1 protein-coding gene is annotated in these 501 nt (G+C 55.1%); it reads left to right on the top strand.

The features are described from left to right. The coding region (locus tag AC27HQ_RS16960; protein WP_487157375.1) for an Ig-like domain-containing protein at positions 1-501 on the top strand (501 nt) is incomplete at both ends.

Genomic DNA, 501 nt, shown 5'->3' with positions numbered 1-501 from the left:
GGTTCAGATTTGGCTGCGGACACCGAATTCGATGTAGTGGTCAGCTCCAGCGATGCCGCAGGTAACACCGTCGATACCACCGGCACATCTACTCACACTGTAGATCTGACCGCCCAGGCTGGCACCGTCACTGTGGACAATATCACCGCTGACGACATCATTAATGCCGCTGAAGCCACTCAAACTATCGCTGTGACCGGCACCGCCACCGGTGGTGATATCAGTGAAGGCGACACCGTTACCATGGTGATCAACGGCACTGAATACGACACTACTGTTGATTCCGACGGTAACTGGACTGTTGATGTAGCTGGTTCAGACCTGGCTGCAGATACCTCCTTCGATGTGGTAGTTGCGTCCAGCGATGCAGCGGGCAATACCGTCGAGACAACAGGCACTTCGACTCACACCGTGGATCTGGTTGCTCAGGCCGGCGTCGTGAGCATCGACAACATTACGGCCGATGACATCATCAATGCCGTCGAGGCAGCAGAAACCATT

It is taken from the genome of Halopseudomonas sp. 4NH20-0008 (assembly GCF_057548395.1).
This window is presented reverse-complemented; position numbering and strand designations above follow the sequence as displayed.